Annotated in this window: 20 protein-coding genes and 1 other annotated feature; of the genes, 6 read left to right on the top strand and 14 right to left on the bottom strand. The window is 37.1% G+C overall.

The window, feature by feature from the left end:
* The first annotated feature begins 153 nt into the window (after nt 1-153).
* The gene (locus AB1I62_RS02410) at nt 154-249 is read left to right on the top strand and encodes a type I toxin-antitoxin system Fst family toxin (RefSeq protein WP_015543884.1); all 96 of its coding nucleotides are present in this window, start codon (nt 154-156) and stop codon (nt 247-249) included.
* Nucleotides 250-519: 270 nt separating this feature from the next.
* Here AB1I62_RS02410 and AB1I62_RS02405 read toward each other — a convergent pair whose 3' ends face one another.
* The 3 genes from AB1I62_RS02405 to AB1I62_RS02395 are packed head-to-tail and all read right to left on the bottom strand — an operon-like array spanning nt 520 to nt 4,731.
* Nucleotides 520-954, bottom strand: coding sequence for a PTS sugar transporter subunit IIA (locus tag AB1I62_RS02405; RefSeq protein ID WP_016632886.1), 435 nt, complete (start codon nt 952-954; stop codon nt 520-522).
* 10 nt (nt 955-964) lie between these two features.
* On the bottom strand, nt 965-2,998 hold the full coding sequence (locus tag AB1I62_RS02400; protein ID WP_048737118.1) for a BglG family transcription antiterminator: 2,034 nt from the start codon (nt 2,996-2,998) through the stop codon (nt 965-967).
* Nucleotides 2,989-4,731, bottom strand: a complete 1,743-nt coding sequence (locus tag AB1I62_RS02395; protein WP_048737120.1) for a PTS transporter subunit EIIC — start codon at nt 4,729-4,731, stop codon at nt 2,989-2,991. The genes AB1I62_RS02400 and AB1I62_RS02395 overlap by 10 nt, the downstream gene beginning before the upstream one ends.
* 183 nt (nt 4,732-4,914) lie before the next feature.
* On the opposite strand from AB1I62_RS02395, the gene AB1I62_RS02390 reads away from it, so the two are divergent.
* Nucleotides 4,915-5,748 carry a Cof-type HAD-IIB family hydrolase gene (locus tag AB1I62_RS02390; RefSeq protein WP_048737122.1) on the top strand — a complete coding sequence of 278 codons (834 nt, stop codon included), beginning with the start codon at nt 4,915-4,917 and terminating at the stop codon, nt 5,746-5,748.
* 42 nt (nt 5,749-5,790) lie between these two features.
* On the opposite strand, the gene AB1I62_RS02385 is transcribed toward AB1I62_RS02390, so the two are convergent.
* From AB1I62_RS02385 to AB1I62_RS02360, 6 genes are all read right to left on the bottom strand, one after another.
* Nucleotides 5,791-6,426, bottom strand: a complete 636-nt coding sequence (locus AB1I62_RS02385) for a nitroreductase family protein (protein ID WP_002358386.1) — start codon at nt 6,424-6,426, stop codon at nt 5,791-5,793.
* A 4-nt stretch (nt 6,427-6,430) separates the two neighbouring features.
* On the bottom strand, nt 6,431-6,865 hold the full coding sequence (locus AB1I62_RS02380; protein ID WP_002362972.1) for a MarR family winged helix-turn-helix transcriptional regulator: 435 nt from the start codon (nt 6,863-6,865) through the stop codon (nt 6,431-6,433).
* Nucleotides 6,866-7,016: 151 nt separating this feature from the next.
* Nucleotides 7,017-8,462: a Na+/H+ antiporter NhaC gene (nhaC, locus tag AB1I62_RS02375; protein ID WP_048737123.1), complete on the bottom strand. Its 1,446-nt coding sequence runs from the start codon at nt 8,460-8,462 to the stop codon at nt 7,017-7,019.
* A gap of 401 nt (nt 8,463-8,863) precedes the next feature.
* Nucleotides 8,864-9,505, bottom strand: coding sequence for a pyroglutamyl-peptidase I (gene pcp, locus AB1I62_RS02370; RefSeq protein WP_002355269.1), 642 nt, complete (start codon nt 9,503-9,505; stop codon nt 8,864-8,866).
* 15 nt (nt 9,506-9,520) lie between these two features.
* Nucleotides 9,521-10,465: a DUF979 domain-containing protein gene (locus tag AB1I62_RS02365; RefSeq protein ID WP_002355267.1), complete on the bottom strand. Its 945-nt coding sequence runs from the start codon at nt 10,463-10,465 to the stop codon at nt 9,521-9,523.
* Complete coding sequence (locus tag AB1I62_RS02360; RefSeq protein ID WP_024797200.1) at nt 10,462-11,151, bottom strand: DUF969 domain-containing protein; 690 nt, start codon at nt 11,149-11,151, stop codon at nt 10,462-10,464. Before AB1I62_RS02360 ends, AB1I62_RS02365 begins: the two co-directional genes overlap by 4 nt.
* Nucleotides 11,152-11,340: 189 nt before the next feature.
* On the opposite strand from AB1I62_RS02360, the gene AB1I62_RS02355 reads away from it, so the two are divergent.
* Both AB1I62_RS02355 and AB1I62_RS02350 read left to right on the top strand, forming a co-directional pair.
* Nucleotides 11,341-11,856: an HdeD family acid-resistance protein gene (locus AB1I62_RS02355; RefSeq protein WP_048737125.1), complete on the top strand. Its 516-nt coding sequence runs from the start codon at nt 11,341-11,343 to the stop codon at nt 11,854-11,856.
* A 15-nt stretch (nt 11,857-11,871) separates the two neighbouring features.
* Nucleotides 11,872-13,056, top strand: coding sequence for an AI-2E family transporter (locus tag AB1I62_RS02350; protein WP_048737127.1), 1,185 nt, complete (start codon nt 11,872-11,874; stop codon nt 13,054-13,056).
* A 51-nt stretch (nt 13,057-13,107) separates the two neighbouring features.
* Here AB1I62_RS02350 and AB1I62_RS02345 read toward each other — a convergent pair whose 3' ends face one another.
* Together AB1I62_RS02345 and AB1I62_RS02340 are read right to left on the bottom strand one after the other, a co-directional pair.
* The gene (locus AB1I62_RS02345; RefSeq protein ID WP_048737129.1) at nt 13,108-14,235 is read right to left on the bottom strand and encodes a 5-methyltetrahydropteroyltriglutamate--homocysteine S-methyltransferase; all 1,128 of its coding nucleotides are present in this window, start codon (nt 14,233-14,235) and stop codon (nt 13,108-13,110) included.
* 60 nt (nt 14,236-14,295) lie between these two features.
* Nucleotides 14,296-14,525, bottom strand: a binding site (T-box leader).
* A 117-nt stretch (nt 14,526-14,642) separates the two neighbouring features.
* The gene (locus tag AB1I62_RS02340; RefSeq protein WP_002370200.1) at nt 14,643-16,010 is read right to left on the bottom strand and encodes a CAP domain-containing protein; all 1,368 of its coding nucleotides are present in this window, start codon (nt 16,008-16,010) and stop codon (nt 14,643-14,645) included.
* Nucleotides 16,011-16,195: 185 nt separating this feature from the next.
* On the opposite strand from AB1I62_RS02340, the gene AB1I62_RS02335 reads away from it, so the two are divergent.
* Entirely contained in the window at nt 16,196-16,375 is a 180-nt protein-coding gene (locus AB1I62_RS02335; RefSeq protein ID WP_033627607.1) for a hypothetical protein, read from the top strand.
* A gap of 61 nt (nt 16,376-16,436) precedes the next feature.
* On the opposite strand, the gene AB1I62_RS02330 is transcribed toward AB1I62_RS02335, so the two are convergent.
* Nucleotides 16,437-18,455: a vWA domain-containing protein gene (locus AB1I62_RS02330; protein WP_229233426.1), complete on the bottom strand. Its 2,019-nt coding sequence runs from the start codon at nt 18,453-18,455 to the stop codon at nt 16,437-16,439.
* Between the two features lie 192 nt (nt 18,456-18,647).
* Here AB1I62_RS02330 and AB1I62_RS02325 point away from each other — a divergent pair, with 192 nt between their 5' ends.
* Nucleotides 18,648-20,159 (top strand): helix-turn-helix domain-containing protein, encoded by a 1,512-nt coding sequence (locus AB1I62_RS02325; protein ID WP_048737131.1) that lies wholly within the window; start codon nt 18,648-18,650, stop codon nt 20,157-20,159.
* A 139-nt stretch (nt 20,160-20,298) separates the two neighbouring features.
* Here the strand turns inward: AB1I62_RS02325 and AB1I62_RS02320 are convergent, their stop codons facing one another.
* Entirely contained in the window at nt 20,299-21,522 is a 1,224-nt protein-coding gene (locus AB1I62_RS02320; RefSeq protein WP_048737132.1) for an amidohydrolase family protein, read from the bottom strand.
* Nucleotides 21,523-21,546: 24 nt separating this feature from the next.
* Nucleotides 21,547-22,902 (bottom strand): hypothetical protein, encoded by a 1,356-nt coding sequence (locus AB1I62_RS02315; protein WP_010707871.1) that lies wholly within the window; start codon nt 22,900-22,902, stop codon nt 21,547-21,549.
* Nucleotides 22,903-22,935: the final 33 nt, after the last annotated feature.

Here is a 22,935-nt window from a genome sequence, read left to right as displayed (position 1 = left end):
TGTGCCAAAAGTTGAAAGAAAAAAGCACGTGTTCTCTAGTTACGAAAACCAGAAAACACGTGCTTATTCCATTTCTAATAATTTCAATAATAAATGAACAACTTTTTATGCTATACTCAAATTGGCGACTTGCCTCGAAAGGAGGTGCATCACATGTACGAGATTGTCACAAAAATTCTTGTGCCGATTTTTGTCGGGATTGTCCTGAAACTTGTAACCATTTGGTTGGAAAAACAGAACGAGGAATAAACAAGTTGCTTTCAACCGCTGCTGTCTAAACAGCAAAAAAAGACACCCTACTACTGATAGGGTGTCTTTTTAGTGCATCCATGCACGACTTTGTCACAAGTTACCTTAAATTTATCATAGGGCCTATTTTTTGTCAAGGAATCTTCTTATCTTTTTTGTTTAATCTCTTAAATAAAAATATTTTAATTTTTATTATAAAATTATTTAAATAATTATTGAACATTTCAGAATGAATTGATTTTTTACTACCAATTTTTTTCAGACGTAACTTTAGGCTTGAGTCAGAATTTTTTGTGCTTCATCTATTGTTTGACAATCACTGAGCCGCTGAATGTTTTCGAGATCTGAACAGAAAAAAGCTAATTCTTGAAGCATGCTTAGTTGCCGTTGACTTTTTAAAGCAACGACAAATAACAAAGTAGCTATTTTTCGATCTGCTTCCGTACCAAAGTTGACCCCATCAGGCACTTGAATAAAGCAAATCCCTTCTTTTAAAACTTGTTCATCTTGTCCTTCCGCATGAGGTAATGCCACGAAGTTACCGATATACACACTGACTTTTTGTTGACGTTGATACATTGCTTTGACATAGTCAGGCGTGACCAACTGATTTTTTAGCAGTAATTCACCAGAAGCTGCTAGCGCTTCCTCCCAACTAGCATACGACTGATTCAACATTATTTGCTCCGCTGTAATTTCAAACATCTCTCAACACCTAGCCTTTCATTTCTTCAATTAATAATGACGAAAGCAACTGATAAACAATGGCTTCATTTCCTGAATGAAAAATTTCTGTATTTAAATCATTCATAATAATCGCACCACTGATTTTTCCTAAAATTTTCCCGATTGTTTCATCAATCGGCATCGGCGCTAGCATGAGTAACATACGTTGTAACTGCATCGGCTTTTTATCCATCCCTTCAATCATAAGTGGCTGGGCCAGATTAAAAATACAAAAAATAGGCTGTGTCACTGCTGTACTTGAGGTATGGAATAAGGCCATTTCCGTCTGAGGAATCCCAATAGGCGCTTGCTCGTAACGTTTCATCAATTGCTGACAAACGATTGCACTATCGGTGATTAAATCTGCGGAAAGTTGCGCGAGGGCTTGTTGAACGGTTTCTGCTAAATCCGCTTGATTATTTAAATCTGCTATGAAAAATGTTTCTAATAGTTTACTAATTTCTTCCATGAAAGCGACCACCGTTTCGTAGCTTTCTTCGCCACCTATTTTTTTCACAGGCGCTTTCCTAAGCGAGCGTTTTTCGTGACTAATCCGCTTAAACTCTTCTTTCAATTGGCGGATTTCATCGTCTAAAAGTAACGGTGAGATCAATTTATATTTACCATTGTATCCTGGTAATAACGAAGTGGAAATCACTAAGTCATAGTTTTCCTCAACATTCACCTTACCTAAATCCGCAATCCGAAAAAAATGAATCTGGTTGATAAAAGGAAAGTAGCGCCGTAATCGCATTTCAAGCATACTTGTCGAAGCCAAGCCGCTAGGAGAAAAACCAGCAATATCAACTTCCATAATTTTGGGACTCCGTTCTAAAGAATTGGCAAAATGAAGTACCATGTAGGCAATTTCCTCTTCCGATAAATTCTTTTGCGGAAAAATTTGCGGCAACGCTTGGCGTAAAGCCGCAGCTATTTCTTGATATTGATTCATAATCCGTTCTAAAATGGGATTCGTTAAATCTTCTTCTTGTAAAACCGCCCGAGAAAAAACACCTGATAAATGCGTCAACAACATTTTATACAAATTGGTATCTTCGAAAAAATTAACTTCCGTTTCTTGACTTACTGCTTCAATCAGTTGTTTCACTGCATAAGCCAGCTGAGTGTCAAAATGTTCATCAAAAAAATCTTCATCAAAAGAATTAGAAAAATCACTTAATAAGCTAGCAAAAAAAACAATCTCACTGACAGCGTATAGTTGTTTTGTTTCAGCAGCGACTTTTGAAAAAAGTCGTTTAGAACAATTTAGAAAGGCCTTATTCATCTGCCCAGTATAGGTCTCATCAGCTAAATAAAAACCTGCAGTGACCCGATCCATCGCAATTGTTAACATTAAAATCAAATGTTGTAATTTGCGATCACTTAATGCTGGAAATAAAGTTTCTACTTCTGGCTGAACAATTTTTTGTGCAAATGCTAAATGTTCTGCATGAATAAACTGAAAGAAAAAATGGTCGTTTGTTGTTAATTCGGTAAAATGAAAAAATTGGTACTCATTAATTTCCATACTTAGAATATTCGCCATTAGAAGACGGCGATATTTTTCAGAACCAGTCACTTCATAGCCTTGATTCCGAGAAATCGTCAACGGAATCCGAGCAATCCGTGTTTCTAATTGTTTAATATCGGCATAAAAAGTCGTATTACTAATACAATACGTTTCCAGAAAATAATGCATAGAGACTGGCTCTTTTGTTTGAAGTAATGTCAATAAAATCGCATGTTGCCGCGCCAAAGTAGAAAGTTCCTGTGTCTCTTCTCCTAAAATAGCAGCCTGAATTTCCGTCATCGCTGCTTCATCTGCTTGAATCGAAAAGCGCCCACGAGCTACTTTTTCCAACGTCGCGCCCATCGATGCTAGCGAGGTTTCTAAATTTTCTAATTCACGATATACCGTCCGGCGGCTAACCTTTAACAAATTCATCATGCGGTTTACTGAAACGGGGGTGGGACTATTCACTAATTCCGTTAATAGAACAGTTTCTCTTGTCGTTAAAAACATCTATCAGCTCCTCCTTCCAGCCATTCTTGATACTCTTTCTTATTCAAAAAACTAGTAACTACGTATAAATTTTGTTGCGTTAGATCTAAATGATAGGCTTGCGCCAGTTCACGAGTCACTACGTAGGTTGTCTCCTTGGTAAAAAAGACTGTTTCCAGTGGTTCTTTAGATACTTCAATCGCGACTCCTTGTTTCGCCGCTTGTTGCCGCAATAATTCCATTCCCATTGTTTGCGATCCTCGAACATTCTCGGCATATAAAAAAACAAGCTTCTGTATTTGTTTTATCGGGTTCGTTTCAGTAGACTCTGAACCAAGTGAAGATTGCTCTTGAGAAGAAGCAGTCAGTTTGGCTAAAACTTGCGGGTAATAGGATTTAATTTCTAAAAAATTTTGAACACTCACCATATCCTTTTCTGGGACGTACTTTTGTGCTAACTGTTTCAATTCTGCTTGAATGACCACTAATGTCTTAGGCTGCCACTTCATCTGATGAACGGACTGGTAAGTCACAGGTATCTCCAAGTCCACAGCTTTTAATTGTCGGCTTAGCAAACTAGCCCCCATGGCACTTGAGCCCATTCCTGCATCACAAACAAATAAAATTTGCTGATAGTTAGGTGTGACTGTTTCCACTTGGTCTTCCTCCTTCATCTTTATCATTGAAACTGGTTCAATTCCTCGTTGACGTTTTAATAACAAGCTTGCTATTGCAAAAGAGCACAGAAAGCTAACAAAAATTCCGCTAAAAACCGCCAGCCTCGCATCAGTCGGGGAATTGGCTAAAATCGCAACCAATGAACCTGGCGAAGCTGGAGCATTTAGCCCCACATTAAATATTTGAAAAACAAGCGTACCACTCATTCCTCCAGCAATTACTGCTAAAAATAAGCGCGGATCCATCAAAACAAACGGAAAATAAATTTCATGAATGCCCCCAATCAGTTGAATCATGGTGGCACCTCCTGCTGTTTTTCGTTGTCCTAAAGGCCCAAACAGCAGAAAAGCAACCAAAACGCCCACGCCTGGTCCAGGATTTGTTTCCAATAAAAATAAAATGGACTGACCTGTTTGACTAGCGCCTTCTAAACCTAGAGGCGTTAATAATCCGTGGTTAATCGCATTATTAAAAAATAACACTTTTAAGGGCTCTAAGAAAACGTGAACCAATGGCAAAAGATTGGCTTCAATTAACCAAGAAGAAAATTGATACAGCCAAAAACTAGCACTTTCAACAGCAGGAGCTACAACCAGAATACCAAAACAGCAAAGCAGTCCTCCCACAATTCCTGCTAAAAAGTTTTTAGTCAGCATCTCATAGCCTTCTTTAACTTTCGGTAAGAGAATTTGTTCAATTTTGGCGAAAGTATATCCTGCTAAAGGACCAATAAACATAGCACCAAACAACTGTGGAACATCTGTGGAAACAATCACGCCCACTGTCGCAATAGCAGCAACGACGCCGCCACGTTGTTCCTCGAACATTTTTCCGCCTGTAAAACCAATTAAAATCGGTAAAACAACTCGAATCATTATCGTTTCGACTTCAGAAAGAGCTAGCCGTAGATTTCCTGTCGTATAGCCAGCCATCAAAGACAATAAGCTCCACGCAATAAAAATACTCAAATTTGGCATAATCATCCCACTCAAACGATGACCAAAACGACGTAAATAGGGAGTTACTTTCACAAACTTATGTTTAAAAAAGAGCGAATGCATTTCTTTTTCCTTCATATTCCTTGTCCCTCGCTCTCTATGTAGATAATTAGAATACTTCTATTATATGAAATTTCACAAAAAAATAGTATAGATTTTTGTAAAATAATTCTTTTATACACCTCACAAGAGAATCCGTTTACATTAATAGAAAAAACTTTTATACTAAAAGAAAGAAACTCTTCGGATTGGAGGCCAATTATGGCAATCAAAGCAATTGTAATGGATATTGATGGCACCTTGTTAACTTCAGAAAAAAAGATTTCACCAAAAACGCGACAAGCATTAGTAGCTGCACAAAAACAAGGCCTCTCACTGATTTTGGCTTCTGGCCGCCCGACTAACGGTATGCGGCCCTTAGCAGATGAATTGGAGATGGCTCATTATAATGGACACTTACTTTCCTATAACGGCGCTTGTGTCACCCATCATGGCAGTCAGCAACAACTATTTAACCAGACAATTTCAAAGTCATTGAGTCAACAAATTTTAGAACATTTGAAACAATTTGACGTAATTCCAATGATTAATGATGAAACATTTATGTATGTCAATGATGTTTTTCATAACACCTTACATTTAGAGACTGGTGATTTTAATATTATTGAATATGAATCACAGGGCGGCAACTTTCAATTATGTGAGTGGCATGATTTAGCCGCCAGACTAAACTTTCCCTTGAACAAAATTTTAATTGCTGGTGAACCCGCCTATTTACAAAAATATCATGAGGCCATCTACGCGCCTTTCAAAGAAACCGTCACCGCTGCTTTTTCCGCTCCTTTCTATTTTGAATTTACCGCTAAAAATATTGATAAAGCGCGTTCTTTAGAAAAACTAACCCTACAGTTAGGCATAACTGCTGAAGAAGTAATTGCTTTTGGTGATGGTCACAACGACTATACTATGTTGGAATGGGCCGGCACGGGAATTGCTATGGAAAACGCCGTTGACGAGCTTAAAAGCATCGCAACGGAAGTCACTTTATCCAACGACAATGACGGCATCGCTGTTGCATTAGCCAACTTTCTTTAAGAATGTTGATTGATGTAAGCGTACGCCGTCATTTTTTATTGCCTATTCAAATGTCGTGATTTTTTCTGGTGCTAAACGAACAGATTCATAACCAGTTTCCATGCCCTTACCCACAGATAAAATCATTACTGGGACATAGCGCTCTTGATCTAAACCAAATGTTTCGGCTAATTTTTCCGCTTCAAAACCACCGATTGGATTTGTTTCATATCCGTGAGCTCGGGCCACTAACATAAATTGCATAGCTGCTAAACTCGCATCAATTTTTACGATGTCATTCATTTGTTCTCTGCTTAAACTTTCATAATGGGGAATAATGGCTGCTAATTGTTGGTCCCGCACTTCCTTAGGCATTTTACCACTAGCATAGGCTTGATTGTAAATTTCCTCTCCTCGCTCATGGCAGTTTAGATCACCAAAAATTAAGAGCATTGCAGAAGATGTTTCATTTTGACGCGTATTAAAGCGAATTAAGGGTTTTAATTTTTCTTTGCCTGCTTCACTTTCCACTACGACAAAACGCCAGGGCTGCATGTTAACAGAAGAAGGGGCAGTGGTCGCTTCTTGAATCATTGTTAACATTTCTTCATGAGAAATTTTATGGGTTTCATCGTACACCCGAACCGATTTGCGGCCAAAAACAATCTCTGAAAAATCATTCGTTGTATATGTTGTCATTCTATCATACCTCTTTCGTTGTAATGCTTTGATCTAGTTTTGTCAAAAGTTCTTTTAACTGGCGACAGTCGTCCTTTGTAAATGTACTGGGAATAATTTCTGTTACCGTTTGTTGCTTGGCTGTACATTGCTGTAGTTCTTGTTGTGCTTTTTCTGTTAAATGCACTAGCACTTCCCGATTATTTTCTGGATTTCGCTGTCGTGTCACATACTGTTTCTCTTCTAAAATTTTCAAGTGGCGAGTGACCGCACCACTATCGATTTTTAAGTGTTCTTGAATCTCCGTTTGAAGACACGGCTGACGTTCTTTTAAAATCATCAGCAACTCATAACGAGTCAAACTCAAGCCAACTTGCTCTTCAAAAACTTTGGTAATTTTTTGATCTAATACCTTTAACTGACATAATAATTGGCTGACTTCCCGTAATGATAACGACATAGTTTCCTCCTTAAAAAAATGACTCGTCAACAATTGACTAGTCAACTATAACTGTTTCTTTCTAAAAATGCAACCTTTTTTACAAGAAAAATAGAACAATTGACAGAGAGAAACTACAGTATTCCCCATCAACTGTTCTATTTTAATCAATCTATTTTTCGGTAACAGGTTCTGCTGATAACCGCTTAATCCCTAAACCAGTAAATGCACTGACCATTGAGAAGACAGGCGATAATAAGCTAAAGAAAACAAATGGTAAGTAAGTCAACGTTGGTACGCCAAAGGTCCCCGCTACGAAGCTACCTGCAATCCCCCAAGGAATGAGGTAGTTAATAACCGTCCCACCATCCTCCAAGGTTCTGCCTAAAACAGTCGGATCCAAGCCTTCTTTTTTGTAAACTTCTTTAAAGGCATTCCCTGGTAAAATAACCGATAGGAATTGTTCACCAATAAAAATATTTACGCCAATTCCTGTTAATAACGTTGATAAAATCAATTTCGGTGTACTGCTCATTTTCTGCGAAACAACTTCCATGACCGCAGAAATCAATCCTAATTCCATTAATAAGCCACCTAGAGACAACGTTAGAATAATAAGTGCCACAGTCGGCATCATGCTCATAATTCCGCCACGACTTAATAATTGATCAATTTGTGCGTTCCCCGTTTGAGAAACAAACCCATTTTCCAACGTGTTTCCTAATGCCTGCAACGATACTTTCGGATTTTGAATAATAATCATAATTACTGCCACAATAATGTTTAACAAAATCGTGATAATCGCTGGAATTTTGCGCCAGGCACAGATTAACATTAAGGCTAATGGTAACAATGACCAAATGGAAATGGTAAAGTGGTCTTCCAATACTTGAATAACTTGAACTACTTCTGTCAGACTTGTATTCGCGTACGTTTGCCCTAAAATCATAAACAAGATTAAAGAGATGATAAATGCTGGTACAGTCGACCACATCAAGTTTTTTATATGTTTAAACAAATCCGCTTCAACAATCGCTGCGGCTAAGTTTGTTGATTCTGATAAAGGCGACATTTTATCACCAAAAACTGAACCAGAAACAATCGCCCCCACAACTAAAGCAGGGTTTAATCCTAAGGTACTGCCAATACCGAAAAAGGCAATTCCAATTGTTGACATCACTGTAAAAGCACTACCTACTGCACTGCCGACAATCGCACAGACAATAAAAACTGACGGCACAAACCATTTAACACTAATCATTTTAAAACCAAAAACCATAATCGTTGGAATAATTCCTGCTTGAATCCAAACGGCAATCAATGCCCCCACTAAAATGAAAATAAAAATTGGAATAATCCCTGGCTTCAAGCCATCAACAATCCCTTTATGCATTTGATCAAATGGTACTTTACGAAACATTGCGTAGCCTAAAATCAATGCAATCACAAACAAAATAGTAATATTTGGCGATATCTTTAAGCCAATTACTCCTGTTGCAATAGCTGCCACAATAATTAATAACACGATACTTGCTTCTCGAACACTCACGGTCTTCTTTTTCTGTTTTTCTTTCATTTCGTTACTCTCCTCTAATCTTTTTTCTGAATACTCTGACATTAAAGGATCTTATGATAACGAATAACCCCTCCACAACTCATTGAAAACGCCTCCTAAAGCTACATAAAAAGAGAGATTCATCCTTAAAGAATAAGGACGAATCTCTCCGCGGTACCACCTTAATTAGAAGCTTACTTGCTTCTCGCTTATGTATTATGTAATTGTTACTACTTATTAGTGTAATTCACAAATAGACTTGATCGATTCGCAGCAACCATCGACTTTCTGAACAAAACATCTATTTCCTACTGGGCTAATAATTTATGAATCTCAATATACCAAGAAGAAACCGACTTGTCAACGAAAATAGTATAAAAAATTTTTTCACACGCCTACAAAAATTACTTTTTCTTTTTGTAAAAATAGAAAAGCGCCTCCGTTCTCACGAAAGCGCCTGTTAATTAATGGGTTGTGCCACCTTGTAGTTGAATATCTTCTTGCGTTTTTACTGCTGCTTCAATCATATAGAACAAAGAATCTGTGATTGCTTCTAATGACATAGAAGCAAACGTTGGTTTATCAATTGTTTGTTCTGGTAGGAACGGAACATGAATAAATCCGCCACGAATAGTTGGATATTTAGTGTTAATTAAGTGTAGTAAGTGATACATAATATCATTACATACAAAGGTTCCTGCTGTATAAGAAATCGCTGCAGGTAATTGATGGTCATGACAATTTTTTACCATCGCTTTAATCGGTAAATTTGTAAAATAGGCTGTTGCTCCATCTTCAACCAACGGCACATCGCTTGGTTGTTGTCCTGCATTATCCGGGATACGCGCTTCCGCTAAATTAATCGCCACTTTTTCAACAGTGACTGTTTGGCGGCCGCCTGCTTGTCCAACACAAATCACCATATCTGGTTGATGGGTTTCAATTGCTTCAGCCACTTTTTCACCACTAGTGCCAAAAACAGTTGGCACCTCAACTTTAATAATTTCAGCTCCTGCAATTTCAGCAGGTAATTTTTTGACTGCTTCAAAGGCAGGATTGATTGCTTCTCCTCCAAATGGATCAAAGCCAGTAACGACAACTTTCATTTCGATCATCCTTTCTTATTTGAATAGAATCATATAAACAATTTGGAAAATTAACATGAAAAGTGCAATCGGCAATTGATTTTTAATGACGCCGTACTTATCTTTCATTTCCAACATGGCTACAGGTACGATATTAAAGTTCGCAGCCATCGGTGTTAACAGTGTACCACAAAAACCACATGTTAAGGCAACCATCCCAACTAATGCGGGATCTGCACCTAAAGAAAAGACAAACGGCACACCAATTCCGACTGTCATCACGGTTATTGCTGCAAAGGCATTGCCCATGATAGCCGTAAAAATAACCATTCCCACAGCATAAATAATAATCCCTACATTGACATTTCCTGCCGGTACTACGGCACTAACTCCTTTTGAAATAATCTCACCAACACCAGCGCTAGTAAAAACAGCCCCTAAACAAGCTAATAGCATTGGCAACGTACTAAGAGGACCGACTGTTTCTAACATTTCCGCCGCATCATCAAAAAATACTTTCGGCGTATTATTTTTAGAAAAGAACATCATGATGAAAATCGCTACAAAGACACCAACACCGACACCGACTAAAGCTCCTAAAGTAGTCAATGTGGCAAAAAGAATTGCAAAAACCCCGATACTTAGTGCGGGAATAAAAATCTTCATTCCTAATTTTTGAGACATTTTTTCCATGTATTCTTTCGAAGGTAAGCGACTTTCTCCTTTTGTCACTTTTTGAAGAATTGCCGGAATTGTCATCACAAAAATAAGTACGCCACAGGCAACTGGTGGAATAAACCGACCAAAACCGATTAAGATCCCTAAGATTCCCCAGAATAAACTAGTCCCATACGCATGTTGATTGGTTTTATCACGAAAACTACGAAAACTTGTGTATAACAAGATAATCCCCATAAAAATATAAAGGACTTCCAATAACTTTGCACTCAAATCAATACTTGGATCTGTGAAAAAACTCATTTCAGTCCCTCCTGTCCATAATATTTTTTACGTAATCTTTTTTCTTTTAAAGTAAAGTAAATACTTGCCGAAATTAAGGCAACTAAGGCGACTGGTACTTCCACTAAAGCCAATTTACCTAATGTCACTTCATAGCCTAAATCTTTTAATGTTGATTGAACAAGTAATGCCCCAGCCCCACCAACAAACAGAACTTGACCAAAGAACCAACAGATATTTTCCATGGCTGAAGCCATCCCTTTTAGTTCTTCTTCATACTCTGGCACCATTGGTAAATTTTTTGATTCAATTGTTCCTAACGCCATTGGCAAAATAATCGGACGCACAAAACCTGCTACCCCACCAAAACTTACGTTAAAAGCGGCGAAGATAATCCGAAAGACACCATAAATGTCAATAATCACACCAGCAGATACCTTTTTGAATCGTTTAATCAACGTAGCCGCTGACTCTTTCAAGCCATTTCTTTCTAACGTTCCTGTTGCTAACATAATAATAATAAAGATAGCCATGCCTCGATTATTCACAAAGGTTGTTCCTAGTGTTTCTAGCATCGATGTCAAACCAAGCCCGCCAGTAAAAGCCGTCACTATTAAAGCAACCATCACAATCAAGATAGCATCAAATTTCAATGCGAAGCCGACAATGACGATCAATACGCCTAATAAAGGTAATAAATCCATCAAATCTCTCCTTCTTAAAATAAAATTTCACTTTCCATTATATGCCAATTTTCGCTCATTTGTAAGACTTTTTTAATTTTTAATGTTATTTTTTCTAAAGACACAGTCTCCAACACTTTTTAGAGCTACCACTCGCACTTTTTTCTTTTTTCCGCTAGAATAAAAGAAACAATAACATTGAGGAGGATTTTTATGTTCCAAACTTTTAGAGAAAATTTTCGGCGCCATACCCTATTGCGCGACGCCGTCTTTATCGTTATCGGAAGTGCCATTGTCTTTAATCCCGGTGCTTTCTTCCAGTTCGTCGGTTATTTAATTGCTGGTTATTTGATGCTTTTAGGGTTAATTAATATTTATGATGACTACAAAATAAAAAAACAAACGGGTAGCTGGGGACTTGGTTTCGTAACAGGTTTAATCTTTGTCGTCTTAGCAGTAGCCTTTTTATTTTTTGCACCAGTGATCGTTTCGATTCTGCCGTTTTTATTAGGGATTAGCATTGTTATAAACGGCCTCGTTCAATTGACTCTTGCTTTAAATACTCGTCAAACAGGCGCGCTTATCTACAGTATTCTGGTTTTAATCGCTGGAGCCGTTTTAGTTTTTAATCCCTTCAAAAGTCTCTTAGTTTTGATGCAAGTCTTTGGATTTATCCTGATTTTCATGGGTGTCATTGAAATTATTGGTCATTTTAGAAATAAAGCTTAATGAAAGGAGCAACTTATGGATAAAGAAAGTACCAAGTGGATCCGCTTTTTAGGTGGGAAAAATTTACTTTACACATTAACTATCCTTTGTCTAATTGCTGTAACTATCTTTTTATTCAACACTGTTTCATTTATCTTTAAACCAATTTTTGTTATTTTTAGTGCCGTCTTAGGCCCGGTACTTTTTGGTATTATTCTATTTTATTTGCTTAATCCAATGGTGAAACGCCTTGAGAAAAAAATTCCCCGTGTTTGGGCGATTGCGATTCTCTATGTCTTAATTATTGCATTACTAGTGTTAGTTGGACTGCAACTTTTCCCAATTATCCAAGACCAAACGGAAGAATTAATCAAACAATTCCCAAGTTTTTGGAAAAGCACGCTCCAAACAGTACAAGAATTTATGGCTAAAACACCTTTTGCAAAAGATTTAGAATCTGCTAATGAGTCGATTAATCAGCTCTGGGGCAAACTTGCAAACTCCTTTAAAGACTTTGCAGGGGATTACCTACAAACAGGCGCACAAGGTCTGGGAAGCGTCTTTTCTGCAGTCTCTTCTACTTTCCTAACCTTGTTTACAGGACCTATCATCGCCTTTTTCCTTTTAAAAGACAAAGAAAAGTTTTATCGCTTTGTAAAAGGCATCATTCCCCCAGCTTTTCGTCCTGATTTTGACGAATATAGCCAAATTGCCAACATTCAAATTGGCGATTATCTAAAAGGTCAAGTCATTGCTTCGTTGGTTTTAGGGATTATGTATTGGCCAGCTTTTCTATTAATTGGTTTACAATTTGGTAGCATTTTAGCTTTAGCTGCGGGTATTTTATGTATTATTCCTTATATCGGGCCATTTATTGCCTTTATTCCTGGATTGATTATTGCCTTTCAGGATTCCACATTTATGGTAGTTAAATTTGTTATCGTCTGGTTTGCCATCCAATTGATTCATGGTGATTTTGTTATTCCTCGTGTGATGGGCGATAAATTAAAAGTCCATCCGATTACTATTTTACTTGTCTTGTTAGTTATGGGTGAACTGTTTGGTTTAATGGGCGTTATTTTTGGGATTCCAATGTATTGCCTAGTTAAAGTGACAGTCATTTATTTATTCCGCAAATTCAAACAACGCTATAACCGCTTTTATGGTGACAACGGCGAGTATGAACACACGAATTTTACTAAAGATCAATATTTAAAATAATACAATGAAAAAACTGGGACATAAGCCGTTTAGACTTATGTCCCAGTTTTTTTACCATACTTCTCTAGCAATTTCTTGAAGTAATTGAACTTTGCGCCATTGTTCTTTCTCCGTCAAACGATTTCCTTCTTCCGTCGAAGCAAAACCGCATTGCGGACTAATACTTAAGTTTTCTAAAGGAACAAACTGTTGGGCTTCTTCAATTCGTGCTTTCACTTGTTCAGTCTCTTCTAATTCAGGAAACTTAGAAGTAACTAAACCTAAAACGACTTTGCTGCCATTATTTTGCCAATGTCTTAATGGTGAAAAGTCCCCTGCACGATCTGAGTCATATTCCAAGAAGAAACCATCATAATTCGTAGCAAATAATTCTTTTGCTATCGGTTCATAACCACCTGAAAATAACCAAGACGAAGCATGGTTCCCACGGCAAATGTGCGTGGTTACAGTTAAATTTTCTGGCTTACCAGCTAAGGCTTCATTAATAATCGTGGTACACACTTGTGCAATTTCTTCTGGCTGTATTCCTTTTGCTCGTAATTCTTCTTGTTTTGTCTGATCCGCTAGAAACGCCCAATTTGTATCATCAAATTGCAAATAACGGCAACCTCTCTCGTAAAAGGCCGCAATTGCATCTTTATATGTTTGTGCTAAATCCTTATAAAAATCACCAATTTCTGGATAAATTGTTTGAATGCGCGAGGTGCCATCGTTAGATAAAATTTCTTGACGTAAAATCATGGTCGGACTAGGGATCGTTGCTTTGGCTACCGTGCCATCACCAACTTCCACCACCTCTTTTAAAAATGAAAAGTCCTCTAAAAATGGATGTTGCGCAGGAAAAGATATTTTATCCACTACGCGGATATTATAGGCCGGAGCTGCTTTTCCATGAAAGGTTTGGTTATACCCCGTTTCTGGGATATAGCCTGTCACACCATTTAATCCTTCTAAGAAATCAATATGCCAAAAACCGCGACGAAATTCACCATCTGTGATTCCCCGTAAGCCGCCAGCTTTTTGTTTTGCTACTAATGCTTTGATTTCTTCATCTTCAATAAGACGTAGCTCTGCTTGAGATAAAGCACCTGCTTGGACCTTTTTCCGTGCTTTCTTAATTGTTTCTGGACGTAAAAAACTTCCCACATGATCAACTGTAAAAGGAATCTGACTACTCATTTGCCTCACTCTTTCCTATTTTTATTTATAAAAAAACGCCCTTTTACTAGCCGTAACTAGTAAAAGGGCGATTATTATCGCGGTACCACCTTTTTTCGGAAAGATGACTCTTTCCCTTCAACTGACAATCATAATCAGCGGTCTTGTTAACGAAAGACATTACGTTTTTGCCTACGTTTCGACAAAAATTCCTCCTAGGCCATTTTTCGATACAGACATCTAACTTTTTTCACCAACCAAAGTCTCTCTACCAGCTGTCTTGCATTTACTTTCCTATTCAACGGAAATTATTAGATTATAATTAGAATACCACGTTTAGCAAATTTGTCAACGGAGATGGATGAAATAGTAATGAAAAAAGCAGCTTCTTTTCAGAAGCTGCTTACGTCTATTTTTATCATTGCTGATTAGGCAGAGTGTCCTACGATTGTGCTACCTGAGTAACCAAAACCGACACGCGTAATACCTGGGTTAATTTCCCAATCACGGTGACCGCTACCTGAAGCTGTTACCATGTTTGTTTCATTGTACCACGCCATGATTACTGAGTTACCTGGCGCCCACATAATTGCGATAACTTCATCTCCACGAGACCAGTGATCATTTGGAATGCCACCTGCTTCAACTTGTGCTGCACGAGCAGTTGCAGAAGCTGCCAAACCTGCATCCCATACTACTGGACGTAAACCTAATGATTGACGTAGAACGTTCAATGCATTGATTGTTGGATCAGCAGAAGGCGCTGGTGTTGGTTGCTCTGGTTCTGGTGTTGGTGGTGTAACTGTTCCACCACCAGTTTGGCCACCATTATTTCCATTATCACTTGGTGTTGTAGGGTGTACTGGTTGTTCTGATGAAGAAGAGCCAGTATTTTCTGTTGCACTATTATCTGTACTTGGTGTAGTTGTTTCAGTTGTTTGTTGCGTGCTTGATTCAGTTGCTGAGCTTGAGCTTGCTGGTGCTTGCGCTTCTGTTGTTGAAGAAGAGGCAACTGGTGCTTCTGCTTTTACTTCAGCTTTAGCTTGAACTGGTTTTGCAGCAGCTTGTTTAGCTTTTTCAGCTGCAGCTTTTTGTTCAGCAGCTAAGCGTGCTTGCTCTGCTTCAGCAGCTGCTTTTTGTTTTTCTAAGCCAGCTTTAGAACTTTCAGCTGATGATTGTTCTAATGCTAATGAAGCTTTCATTACATTTAATTCAGATTGTTTAGAAAGTAAATCTTGACGTTTTGTTTCTAATTCAGCTTCTGTTGCTTCAAGTTGTTTCACTTTTTTCTCGTTTTCAGCTTTTTTATCAACAACAGCTTGTTTGTCTTCTTTTTGTTGTTGCATTAAGTCGTTGTTGGCACTTACGATTGTTGAAACAGCTTGAACACGGCTGATTGCATCTGCAACTGAGTCCGCATCTAAAACTGCATCTAGCATTGTTGTGCTTTGTCCATTAACTTGAACATCACGTGCTTGATTTTTGATTGCTTCGTTACGTTTTTCAATACGTTGATTCAAGTTTGTAATTTCTTGTTGTAATTGTTCTGATTTTGCTTTTAGTGTTTGCTTTTGTTCACGTAAAGCCATGCTTTCATCAAATACTGAAGATACTTCTGCTTCTAAAGAAGATACTTGTGAAGCTAAATCCCCTTGTTTTGCTTTTAATGATGAAATTTCTTGATTTTTTTCTTCAATTTTTTTATCAACATTGTCCGCCAAAGCGATGCTTGGGGTAGCAATTGCTGATAGCGTTAATGAACATAGTAATACTGATGCAAATAGACGTTTCTTCACTTGTCATTCCTCCGAATTAATTTCTAAAGTTTATTTAAAATATCTTAATCTTTTCTTACGACAAAAACATTCTACCACACCCATATTTCAATTAAGCAATAGAAATGTTACAAAAACATTTCAGATCACTCGTTCTTTCTCCATAATAGGTAAACTTACCTTTTGTAAGGCTTTTACACCTTGTCATGACTGGTTTTCACGTGTTTTCAATTGTTAAACAATTCTTCGATTTTTTTTCATATTTTTTCTTTTTTTATTCAAATTTTGCTTCTTTTTTGTCGATATATGCTTTTTTTCGTAAAATTAATCATTTTCCCTTCTTTTTATCAAACGTTTTTGTTACAAAATTCGTTATATTTTGGTAATGAACCAAGAAAAAGGCCGCTTCGTTGAGCTGCCTTTTATTGCTTTATTTAAAGAATTATTTTAGTTTCTCTGCTTAAGTAAATAGAATCCAGATAAACCTACCAACAAACCACCTAATAGTAAGAATACTCTTTGAAATTTCTGGGTTTCGTTTGTTTTTGGCAAATGTCTGTCATTGGGTGTAGCCTTCGTTATTTTTTTTGCTGTTGTGTTCGTCTCTGCTGAGAAATTATTATCCTTGAGTTCTGAGGTTGTTGTGGTAGTTTCTACAACAATTGGTTTTTCAGCACTCGAATTTGTTGTAGCAGTCTCAGAACTTAAAGACTCATTCGTACTTGTATCTGTTGTGCTGGAAACAACTTCTTTACGACGATTTGTAAGGATAAATTCATCCTTTGTCTTTGTCATTATACTGTCAAATTCAGCTGGCACGTTCACTTCTTCTATCTGATATACAAAGTCTTCACCCCTGTTATTAAACTTAGGTAATGCTACTTCTGCGCCATTAACCGTTACTTGATTAATCAGCTTTTGATAGCCTTCTTTTTTGGTTAGTTGCATGACTTCTGAAGTAGACCAAGCAGCTTCTTCTGTTATCGCTTTTCGAGTTACTTGATATTGAATTGCTTCTGGAATTTCTTTTTCTGCAATATTTTCCCAGTTCTTAATCAATTTTAATTGTACAGTAGGTGCTTTAATTGCTGGAATCGGAAAATCAACTGCTTCTTCTTCTGGAGTTGGTTGTAACGTAGTACGATCATTACATAAAAACCATGTATCTCCTTTAAAATCATTTGTTTCTGTGTTCAATCTAATCTGATAAGTTAATGTTAAACGTTCGTTCTTTCCTAATGAAATAGTAGAAATATGGAGCACTTGATTTTCTTCTGTAACTACGACATCAGTCAATAAGTCACTAGCCTCTGACCATTCACCCGTTGGCATTTTTCGCCAACCTTTTAGTTGGTAGTTATCTTCTGTGAAATTCCCAGCACCTTGTAAAAGAATATTTTCTCCCATTGGATCGATAATGAGCCCCTCATGGATAGTATTATTGATACTCCCAGCTAATTCTTTCAGTGCAGTGCCCAAACCAGATAAATTTTCATCAATAATCAAATAATTTTTAGGATCAGAAGCTATATTCCTACTAATATACTCTCCTCTTAACGAAGGATTAGCTGCAATTGAATAATAAGTATCTCCTGATTTTTTTAGAGAAACAATGGTTCCTAACGTATTATCTGTCACTGTTGTACTGTTTGTTTGGATAGCGTTAGCATCAGTAGAAGCACTGTTACTTGTATAGTACTGATTGGATTCTGTTTGAAACTCTTCCATGTAGGACGATGTATGGTAACCGTTGTAATCGATAATTTCACCATTATTGGGATAGCTTTGAGCATTTTCTCTAGGTAAAAAACTAGCATTTGCACTACCATCACCAATATGAACCAACATCTTTTTTGCATTTGGACGACTTTTTTCAGCCAATAAACGTTGCCCTTCTAGCAAGCCTTTTTGCATAAACGTACCTGAATGTGGCTCGGCTGTATTTCTTAAAAAGTCTTCTAAGTCATTCATGTCTGTAGAAAAATCCGCGGTGGAGTAAGTTAGTCGATTATAGGCAACGATACCAATTCGAACATGACCATCTGTTAATGAATCTGAAAGTTCTTCGCCGAATTGTTGCAAGCCTTTCAAAGCGTTGTTTAATTTTTCACCTTTCATTGATGAAGAATAGTCAATCACTAACACTAGATCAATAGGGCTTTCTGTCTGATTTCCTTTTACATCTAAAGTCACATTAAAAAGCCCTTGCTGGCCTGTTACAGCCGCCACACTTTTCTTCAAATAAGCTTCATCTCCATAATTCACATATTTTTCTTCGTCAAATGTCGCTTCAGGGGCATGACCATAATCATAATTGTTTGTGTCTCCCTCACTAATTCCGTTCGTTAAATAATGACCTTGTTCGTCATTTTTATAGTTAAAATTGTATGTTTCTGCGGAAACGTCTATACTAAAAATAGTCATTAGGAAAAAGAACATAAATAAAAATAAGGTTGTTTTTTTCAATTTTTTTTAACTCCTTTGTGGTAAGTAATTTCTCATTCAAATGAAATTTGAGCGATATATGTAACTTACTACAGAAATAACTTTTAAGGAGACAAAAAAATGTACTTGTTAAGTACATTTTTTTAAACAATCGAATAAAAAACAAGTTATACTTATTTTAACAAAAAGAATCGAACCAATTGGAGAAGAATAATGGAAATATTAGACACTTTTTTCGGCTCAGAAGTTAAAAAGGAATTGGATTTACTGCGTTTGTTGTACCATAAAAAAAACTTTATTCGTATTGAAACACTTAGTCAATTGTTACAAATGGATCGACGTTCAATCAATAAATACTACGAATCCTTAATTAATAAACCTTATGTGTTGGCTAATAATTGTTCACATATTTTCTCTGCCGAGCGGGGTAAAGGCTATTGTTTCATGGGGTCAAAAAAAGAATATAAAATTTTGACGAAGCAAATTTTGCAAAGTAGTCCGTATTTTACATTGCTCGAAAAACTATTCTTTGAAAGTAATGTTCATTTAACAAAATTTAGTATGGACCAATTCTTATCCGAATCAACTGTTCGGCATAAGGTTGCTGAGTTAGATACCATTTTAAAAACCTTTGATTTTTCGATCCAGAGAACCAAAGGCGAGATTCGTTTAGTTGGTGCTGAACCACGCATTCGTTTTTTCATGATTGCTTTCTATTGGCGCGTTTTTTCTGGTCTCGATTGGCCATTTGCTGACGTTTCGCAAACAAAATGTGAAACCCTTGCGAAAGAACTGATTGCTTTAGGCTATTTTCCAGCTAATCAATTGAATATGAAACTTATTTGTTATATTTTAGCGGTAAATATTATTCGTTATCGAAAGGGATTCCAGACAAATTTCCTGCTTTCTGAATCTATTTCTTCTTTATCTGATGAAGATCAAGAAGTACTGCTTCAATTTGTTGATACTCATCATCTACTAAAAGAACATTTAGAAAATCAATTAACGAACGCCTTTCTGTTACCCAAGAGTGAAAGTCATCTGATTTTTTTATTTCTATTAACAAATACAACAGTACAACTCTCGAACAAACACTTTACAGATTTAATCGAACCTAACCGACCTTTTTCAGAGACGAATTCTTTTATTAAAAAGATTCTTCACTCCCTTGAAACAGAAAACCCTCATGCCTTTGAAACGACAAAAAACAGGGTCTTATTCACAAAACAATTAGTGGCTGGCCTTCTTTTCGTAGAGTTATTTGAACAAATGGATTTTACACTTACTGGCTACAATATTAAGAAGTATTTATTACAAAATTTTGCTCATTTATTTGAGCATGCACAAAAGATAGTCACCGAGCAAGACATCTATGTTTCGAACCCAGCTAAACAAACTGGCTTAGGCCTTCAATTATCGATGGCCTACACGTTAATTACTGCTCCAACAGCTTTCAATCAAACAATTCACATAAAAATAGAAACAGACTTACCTACACCGATTGAAGCGATTATCATTCAACGAATTCGTGAAACGTTTGCAAGTTTCTATCACCTTGCAATTAATCAATTGTCTGAAGAAGATAGGTACGACCTTTATTTAAGCACTACGCCTTTGCTCCAAGTAAAACAAGCTGCACCATTTTTATTAATTAATGCGCAAGTTTCTTTATCTGACTTACTAGCGATTCAAGAACAATTAGTTCGGTTGGTAGCAAAGAAATGATTTAATTCTGTTAATAAATAGAACTCGTGGAACAAAAAAATAACTAAAACAGGATCAATCAAACACATCTTTACCTTTATCAAAAAAAGCTCAAAATGTTAGTTTTGACAACTAACATTTTGAGCTTTTTGTTTTTTTCTTAACGAATGATTTCGACTTTTTTGTCTGTCTTGACTGTAACACGGCCGTTTTTAATAACATATAACCGTTCTGGAATATCAATAATCGCATGTTCAACCACTTTTGTGTCTAATAAGACTAAATCTGCTTTATTCCCAACTGCGACACCGTATCCTTCTAGTCCCATCGCACGAGCAGGACTTGTTGTTACCATTGGTAGCACTGTTTTTAAGTCATCCGCTCCACCTAGGTGCCCAACAGGAATGGCTAGCATCGCTGTTTGAACAATATCCCCTGTGCCATATGGTGTAAAAGCATTGCGAATATTATTTGTAGCAATACAGACATTCACGCCACCATCGCGTAATTTACGAATTGGCGTAACCGCACGTCGAACATTGTACTGATCACCACGAGCCCCTAAATGTAAATCCGTTGCTGGTAAAGCCATCACGCTAATATTTGCTTCCGCCATTTTTGCAATAATAGGCGCCAATTCTGCTTCAGGTAAGGCATGCAATGCCGTTAAGTGGCCCACTGAAACACGGCCTTGGTAGCCTTCAGCAATGGTTTTTTCACATAAATATTCAATACTCATATCATCAGCTTCATCGGCAAAATCTTGGTGTAAATCTACATCTTTATCATATTTTTTAGCAATTTCAAACACTAAATCAATATGTTCTTTCGCTGGTGCATCATTATAAGGAATACCGCCGACAATGTCTGCGCCCATATCCATTGCTTCATACATCATTTGTTCTGTTCCAGGGGCTTTAAAAATTCCTTCTTGCGGAAATGCAACTACTTGCATGTCAATTAACTCTTTGTATTCTTCTTTCAAACGCATAATTGTTTTGAAGCCAGTAAAACCTTGCGCTGGGTCAAATTCTGCATGCGTTCTTAACGCCGTGGTTCCATGAACGATTAACATTTCTAAGGCACGTTTAGCACGGTCGTAAATGTCTTCTTCGGTAAATGTTGGTTTTAATTCTGCGGTTACTTCAATCGCTTCTTTCAACGTACCTGATTTATTTGGTTTACGATCAGCGATTAATGCCTTGTCCAAATGTAAATGGCTTTCTACAAAACCTGGGATTAAAACACGACCATCTGCTTCGATGACTTCTTTGGCATCGCCAGTAATAACTGGGGCGATTTCAATGATTTTTCCTTCTTTAATAGCTACATCTTGTAATGCTTCACCGTCTTGAAGACGAACTTGTTTAATTAATAAATCCATGTTTTCCACTCCCTAAATTGTTTTTTATCCAAAGATTAAACCGATAACTAATAATAGTACAGAGGCAATACTTAACCATTTCACGTTTCCTTTAACTACATCCAAAATTGGAATTTGGAAGCCTGAAGATAAAGCTTGCATAGTAATATTAACGAAACTCATTTGACTACCTAAACCAACACCCATTGCTACAAAACCTAATGCTAACGGCGGGAAGTTCAACGATACAGCAACTGGTAGCACTAAAGTTAAAACAGAACCTACGTAGGCCCCAGCTGGAATCCCAATTAAAATCCCTGTTAAAATGGCAACTGGCACGACAATAAAGGCTGGTGCATTTTCAGCAACACCTGCGATGACAGCAAACGTTCCTGTTTCCGCAATAACATTAATAAAGGCTAAGAAAATCCCTACTTGGAATAAACGAGTCAAAATATATGTAGACCCATCTACCATCGCTTCGACAGATTTGTTCATTGAGAAATCTGTACATAAGAAAATTAAAACTAATGTTAAAATCATGTATACAAGTGGCGTAAAGAAGGCAAAACCAATTAAATCATTCACAATTGGTCCAAAAATTACAGCAAACAATAAGAAAATGGCTGGCAAGGTAATTTTAAATAATTCACCATTGCTCTTTTTATCAAATTCATCATCTGCCGACTCTTTAAAGCCAACATTTCTATGTTTCGTTCCCCAAAAGGCTAAAACAATCGCTAATGCTACGAAGAATAACCAATAAGGTCGCATGGTTGAAACATATGAACCGACACTGATATCACCTAATTTTGAAACAATACTTGATTCTAATGAAGCGGGTGATGTTGTAAATGATACCGCAGCAGCTAAAGACATTGCTGCAATTAATTCAGGAACAACGCCAACTGCAGCAAAGGCCAATGGTGCAATAACCATCGCACTTCCGCCACCAATTCCTGACATATATGTGGCTGCGGCTAATAAGATAACAATAAAAGCTGAAACATACTCGACTTTTCCTTTTGTGCCTCGTTTGGCTAAAGTTAATGCAGCTGAATAACTACCTGCTTTAAAGACCGCCATCGCAACAGCTGAATTAATGATGGGAACGGTAATTCCTAACATCATTGGGATAGCTTCTAACATCTGTTTATTCGCTTCTTCTAGTCCAATGCCACCAATCAGCATCGCTAAGACGCCACCAATTAAACCTGCGATAATCATATCGACTTTCATAAACAATAGAACCAAAACAACAATCAATGGAATAATCACAACTAATGCCATGATTCCTGTCGGGGCAACTACATCCCCAATCTCATCAGCAAAGGCCGCAACTGGCACAAAAATACTAACTAAGAATGCAAAAATAAGTGCTACTTTTGACGATTTTTTCATTTTACTTTCCTCCAATAGAAAGAAGGCGAGAGC

Origin of the sequence: Enterococcus sp. AN402 (assembly GCF_040719405.1) — a bacterium.
Taxonomy (GTDB): Bacteria; Bacillota; Bacilli; order Lactobacillales; family Enterococcaceae; genus Enterococcus; species Enterococcus faecalis.
This window is presented reverse-complemented; position numbering and strand designations above follow the sequence as displayed.